This window comes from Streptomyces sp. NPDC001156 (assembly GCF_053598275.1).
In genome coordinates this window covers 1-4694 of record NZ_JBSFJX010000373.1, presented here as the reverse complement: position 1 = coordinate 4694, position 4694 = coordinate 1, and the positions used below count along the sequence as shown (strand labels likewise).

Annotated in this window: 6 protein-coding genes and 1 pseudogene; 2 read left to right on the top strand and 5 right to left on the bottom strand. The window is 69.5% G+C overall.

Annotation, left to right across the window (positions count from 1 at the left end; genetic code table 11):
• A partial coding sequence (locus tag ACWDA7_RS50645; protein ID WP_450614696.1) for a transposase occupies positions 1-274 on the top strand: 274 nt, incomplete at its 5' end.
• Positions 275-533: 259 nt separating this feature from the next.
• Here the strand turns inward: ACWDA7_RS50645 and ACWDA7_RS50640 are convergent.
• From ACWDA7_RS50640 to ACWDA7_RS50630, 3 genes are read right to left on the bottom strand one after another with little or no spacing between them, the layout of a single operon-like run.
• Positions 534-1619, bottom strand: a complete 1086-nt coding sequence (locus tag ACWDA7_RS50640; protein WP_450614694.1) for an alkene reductase — start codon at positions 1617-1619, stop codon at positions 534-536.
• Between the two features lie 56 nt (positions 1620-1675).
• Positions 1676-2278, bottom strand: coding sequence for an NADPH-dependent F420 reductase (locus ACWDA7_RS50635; RefSeq protein WP_450614692.1), 603 nt, complete (start codon positions 2276-2278; stop codon positions 1676-1678).
• A gap of 20 nt (positions 2279-2298) precedes the next feature.
• Positions 2299-3309, bottom strand: coding sequence for a zinc-binding dehydrogenase (locus ACWDA7_RS50630; protein ID WP_450614690.1), 1011 nt, complete (start codon positions 3307-3309; stop codon positions 2299-2301).
• 110 nt (positions 3310-3419) lie between these two features.
• Here ACWDA7_RS50630 and ACWDA7_RS50625 point away from each other — a divergent pair, with 110 nt between their 5' ends.
• Positions 3420-4028, top strand: a complete 609-nt coding sequence (locus ACWDA7_RS50625; protein WP_450614688.1) for a TetR/AcrR family transcriptional regulator — start codon at positions 3420-3422, stop codon at positions 4026-4028.
• 128 nt (positions 4029-4156) lie between these two features.
• Here ACWDA7_RS50625 and ACWDA7_RS50620 read toward each other — a convergent pair.
• Together ACWDA7_RS50620 and ACWDA7_RS50615 are read right to left on the bottom strand one after the other, a co-directional pair.
• Positions 4157-4409: pseudogene (locus ACWDA7_RS50620) on the bottom strand (IS630 family transposase); the annotation flags it as partial.
• An 11-nt stretch (positions 4410-4420) separates the two neighbouring features.
• A partial coding sequence (locus tag ACWDA7_RS50615; RefSeq protein WP_450614686.1) for a transposase occupies positions 4421-4694 on the bottom strand: 274 nt, incomplete at its 5' end.

The window sequence follows — 4694 nt, the reverse complement described above, 5'->3', positions numbered from 1 at the left end:
GCGACGGCCCGCCAAGCTGCACGCGGACAAGGGCTACGACTACGGCCACCTGCGCCGATGGCTCCGCAAGCGAGGCATCCGGCACCGCATCGCCCGCAAGGGCATCGAGTCCTCCACCCGGCTGGGCCGGCACCGCTGGACGATCGAGCGCACCATGTCCTGGCTGGGCGGCTGCCGCCGCCTACATCGCCGCTACGAACGCAAGGCCGACCACTTCCTGGCATTCACCGCCATCGCCTGCAGCCTCATCTGCTACCACAGACTCACCAAATGAGACGACGTCTAAGCCGCTGACATCGACATGACGGCTCTCCACTGACACTCCTGTGCAGACCATCACATCGCCACCGGCGAACCAGGGCACCTATGGGACTGGGCTCGCTGCTGCAGGTACCCGACCTGTGGTGTTGTCCCCTTTGCTGTGGCTCGGGGCCAGTAGCGTTCAGAGAACTGGTCGGCGCAGCGTTGGGTGTGGGGCAGCGGGAGGTTTCCTGCTGCCCCACGCGCCGACGCTGCGTCGACGTATTGCTTGCTCAGTTGGCGGTGAAGGCGGGGTAGTCGGTGTAGCCCTCGGCGTGACCGGCGTAGTAGGTGGCACGGTCGCCGTCGGCCAGCGGGTGGCCCTGCGCGAAGCGCTCGACCAGGTCAGGGTTGGCGATGAAAGGTTCAGCGAAGGAGACCGCGTTGACGACCTTGTGGGCGAGGATCTCGTTGCCGAGGGCCTGGGTGAAGCCGAGGTTGGCGATGATGTTGCCCTGGTAGTGGGCGCGGTAGCGGGAGAAGAGGGCGATTCGCTCCTCGATGGTGCCGGGGGTGCCCAGGAGGTGCAGGTAGGCCAGGTTGCTGTCGTTGAGCTTCTTGAACAGCTGGTCGTAGTCGGCGAGTGCTTCCTCGTCCGCGGTGAACGTGGTCCCGTTGTTCCAGCCCGGGGACATCTTCACGCTGACGCGGTCGCTGCCGAACACGTCACTGACGGCGTCGAGGATGTCGAGGAGGAACCGGGCCCGCTTCTCGCTGCTGCCTCCGTAGGCGTCGGTGCGCTGGTTGAGACGCGGGTTGAGGAACTGCGGGATCAAGTGGGACTGCTGGGCGTGGATTTCCACGCCGTCGAAGCCGGCGCGGCGGGCGTTCTCGGCCGCGTGGCGGTAGTCGGCGATGGTGGCGGCGATCTCAGCGCTGGTGTAGGCGCGCGGGGTGACGGTGTCCTTGGGGCCGGAGGGGGTGAAGGACTTTTCGCCGGGGTTGATGGCCGAGGGTCCGGCGGGCAGGCGGCCGCCGAGGTGGTCGGGGTGGGAGGCCGCGCCGAGGTGGCCGAGCTGGGAGACGATCCGGCCGCCGGCCTCGTGGACGGCTTCGGTGACCTTCACCCAGCCGGCGGTCTGCGTCTCGGTGTAGATGCCGGGCGCGTGGATGAAACCGATCGCGTCGGCGTTGACCCAGGTTCCCTCAGTGACGATCAGGCCGGCGCCGGCACGCTGCGCGTAGTAGGTCGCGTGGAGGTCGGTGGGGGCCAGCTCGGCGTTCTGAGCACGGGCGCGGGTCATGGGGGCCATGACGACGCTGTTGGGGAGTTCCAGGGCGCCGAGGCGGACGGGCTGGAGCAGGGGCTGGGTGGTCATGAGCAACTTCCTTGTGGGGGGTTGATAGGGGGAGAGCGAGGAATGGGCGGGGCGCCTCAGTCCTGTTTGAGGGCGTGGAGGCCGGAGAGCGGGCCGCCGAGCTGCATGAGGCGTCCGCCCTCGCGCAAGGAGCCGAGGTCGACGGGGGCGAAGCCGAAGGCGGCGGTGAGGTCCTTGACGGTGGTCTTGGCGTCGGCGTCGTCACCGGCGAGGAACAGCACCTGGCGTCCGGACCGGTGGCGCGGGTCGGCGGCGATGTACTGGCCGTAGAGGGTGTTGAACGCCTTGACGACGCGGGCTCCGGGAAGCAGGGAGGCGACGTGTTCGCTGCCGGTCAGCTCGCCCAGGTCGGCGATCTTCATGGGCGGGGGCGGGGAGGCGAACTGGTTGCTGGCGTCGATGACGATGCGCCCGTCGAAGGGTGGCAGGCCGGCTACCGCGTCCGGGATCTGGGGCCAGCCGACGGCGAGCACGACGAGTTCCGCCGCGGCGGCTTCCTGCGGGGTGCCGGCCTGGGCGAGCGGTCCGATTTCGTCGGCGAGGCCGGCCAGGGAGGCGGGGCCGCGGCTGTTGCTCAGTACGACCTGGTGGCCGTGGGCCACGGCGTGGCGGGCGAGGGCCTGGGCGACGGTTCCGGCGCCGAGGGTTCCGATCTTCATGGCGGTGCCCTTCGTGGGGTTCAGGGTGCGGGGCTGGTGAGCAGGACGGTTCCGTTCCTGCCGGGGCGGCGGACGTGGTCGACGGCCTTCGCGAAGTCGGCGAGGTCGTAGCGGGCGGCGACCTCGAAGAGTTCCGGGGCGGTCGCGGCCAGACGGACGGCGAAGGCGACGTCCTCGGCCCGTTCCTCGGGCGTGCGGGCGGCCATCCACTGGAAGACGGACGTACCCCGCACGGTCAGGGCCCGCGGGGTCAGCGCGAGCGACTCCAGCGACGTGCTGCCGGAACCGAGCCCTCCGTAGGTGATCAGCGTGCCGCCGTCGGCGAGCAGCCCGGCCAGCTCACCGGTCAGGGATCCGCCCACCGCGTCCAGTACGACCTGGACGCCCCGGCCGCCGGTCGCGTCCTGGACCTGAGTGCGCCAGTCGGCGTCGGCCGTCGAGATGACCGGCAGTGCGGGGAAGCGCTGCCGCAATGTCTGCGCCCCCGTGGCGCTGCGCACCAGGTTGACCAGCGGGATGCCGTGCTTGAGGGCTGCGGCGCTGACCAGCTTTCCCACCGACGAACCGGCGGCCGTCTGCACCACCGGACCGGCCTGGCCGTGCTGGGCGTCCTCGACCGCCCGCAGCAAGGAGAGCAGGGTCAGCGGGTTGGCCAGCATCAACGCCGCGGTCTCGTCGCCGAGGTCCTCGGGCACCGACACCACAAGATCGGCCGGCGCCGTGACGACTTCGCTCCACGCGCCCGGCACCGGGAAGAACGCCACCCGCTGGCCGGGCCGCAGATCCTGTACACCCTCGCCGACGGCCTCGATGACGCCCATTGCCTCCACGCCGGGAATCCGGGGCGTGGCGAACCGCTGCCGCGGCCAACCCGGAAGGCCCTCCACTCCCGCCAGGTCGCCGGGGTGGATCGGCCTGGACAGCACCCGCACCTGAACCTGCCCGGTTGCGGGCGCAGCAGGGGCCGGCCGCTTGCTGAGGCGTAGTACCTGCCCGGCTTCACCGTGCTGGTCGTAGGCGATGGCGCGCATGATGCTCTCCTTCCACGAACTATTAATGATGCACCTCATCATTGCAACTCCTGCTATGATGAGGGCCATCATTAAAGATGTCAAACAGAGAGCGACGCGAGGGGACGGCCATGCCGCGGATCACCAAGGAAGACAAGGCCCGCAACCGGCAGAACATCCTCGAAGCGGCGAGCCGCATGTTCCGCTCGCAGGGCATCGACGCGGTCGGCATCGCCGAGCTGATGAAGGAAGCCGGACTCACCCACGGCGGCTTCTACAACCACTTCGCCTCCAAGAACGAGCTGGCCGTGGAGGTGTGCGGCGCCTCCTACGCCGCCTCGCTCGCGGTCCTGGCCCAGGCGATCGAGGACGGCCCGGACCAGGCCGGCTCACCGCTGGAGCGGGTCGTGGCCGACTATCTGTCCACCGCACACCGTGATGCCCCGGACGGCGGCTGCCCCTCCGCCTCCATGGCCACCGACGCCGGACGGCACAGCGAAACCGTGCAGAGCGCGTACGCCGAAGGCGTCGAGGGATACCTCACCGGCTTCACCGCCGAGTTCCTGCGCGAAGCCGAGGAGAAAAACCACGAGCTCGACCCGGCCGAAGCCCGCCACAGGGCCATCCGCCTGCTCAGCGAAATGGTCGGCGCACTGATGCTCGCCCGCGCCGTATGCCACGTCGAGCCCGAACTTTCCGACGAGATCCTGCAGACCGGCCGCAGCCACGCCCTCAACTGATGCGACTCAGAGCCGCTGCGGGACCTGGAGCCGAGGCGTTCGCGACAGACGGCCCGGCCCCGACGGGCGCAGGAATGGACACGCCCCCTGAATGGCTGACCGGCCTGACCTGGCTGGGGGCTCTACTCCTGCGCGCCGTCTTCGTCACGCTCGATCGCACCCGCGTCGGCTGCTGCCAGGACCGGACAGAGCACCTCAGTAGTTGCCACACGCCCTCCATGGTGTCCGAGACGTGGAACAGGCGACCGATCATCGTCTTCGCCCGTGCCAGCGTTCACCGCTGGCCGGCCCACGCGCGTGTCAGCACACCGCGCTGCAACTCCCGCTCCAGCCGGGCCATCTCTGCGCGTCAGACAGCCGCGGTCGACCAGGTAACCCTTCTAGACGTCGTCTCATTTGGTGAGTCTGTGGTAGCAGATGAGGCTGCAGGCGATGGCGGTGAAGGCCAGGAAGTGGTCGGCCTTGCGTTCGTAGCGGCGGTGCAGACGGCGACAGCCCGCCAGCCAGGACATGGTGCGCTCGATCGTCCAGCGGTGCCGCCCGAGCCGGCTCGAGGACTCGATGCCCCTGCGGGCGATGCGGTGCCGGATGCCTCGCTTGCGGAGCCATCGGCGCAGGTGGTCGTAGTCGTAGCCCTTGTCCGCGTGCAGCTTGGCCGGCCGGCGT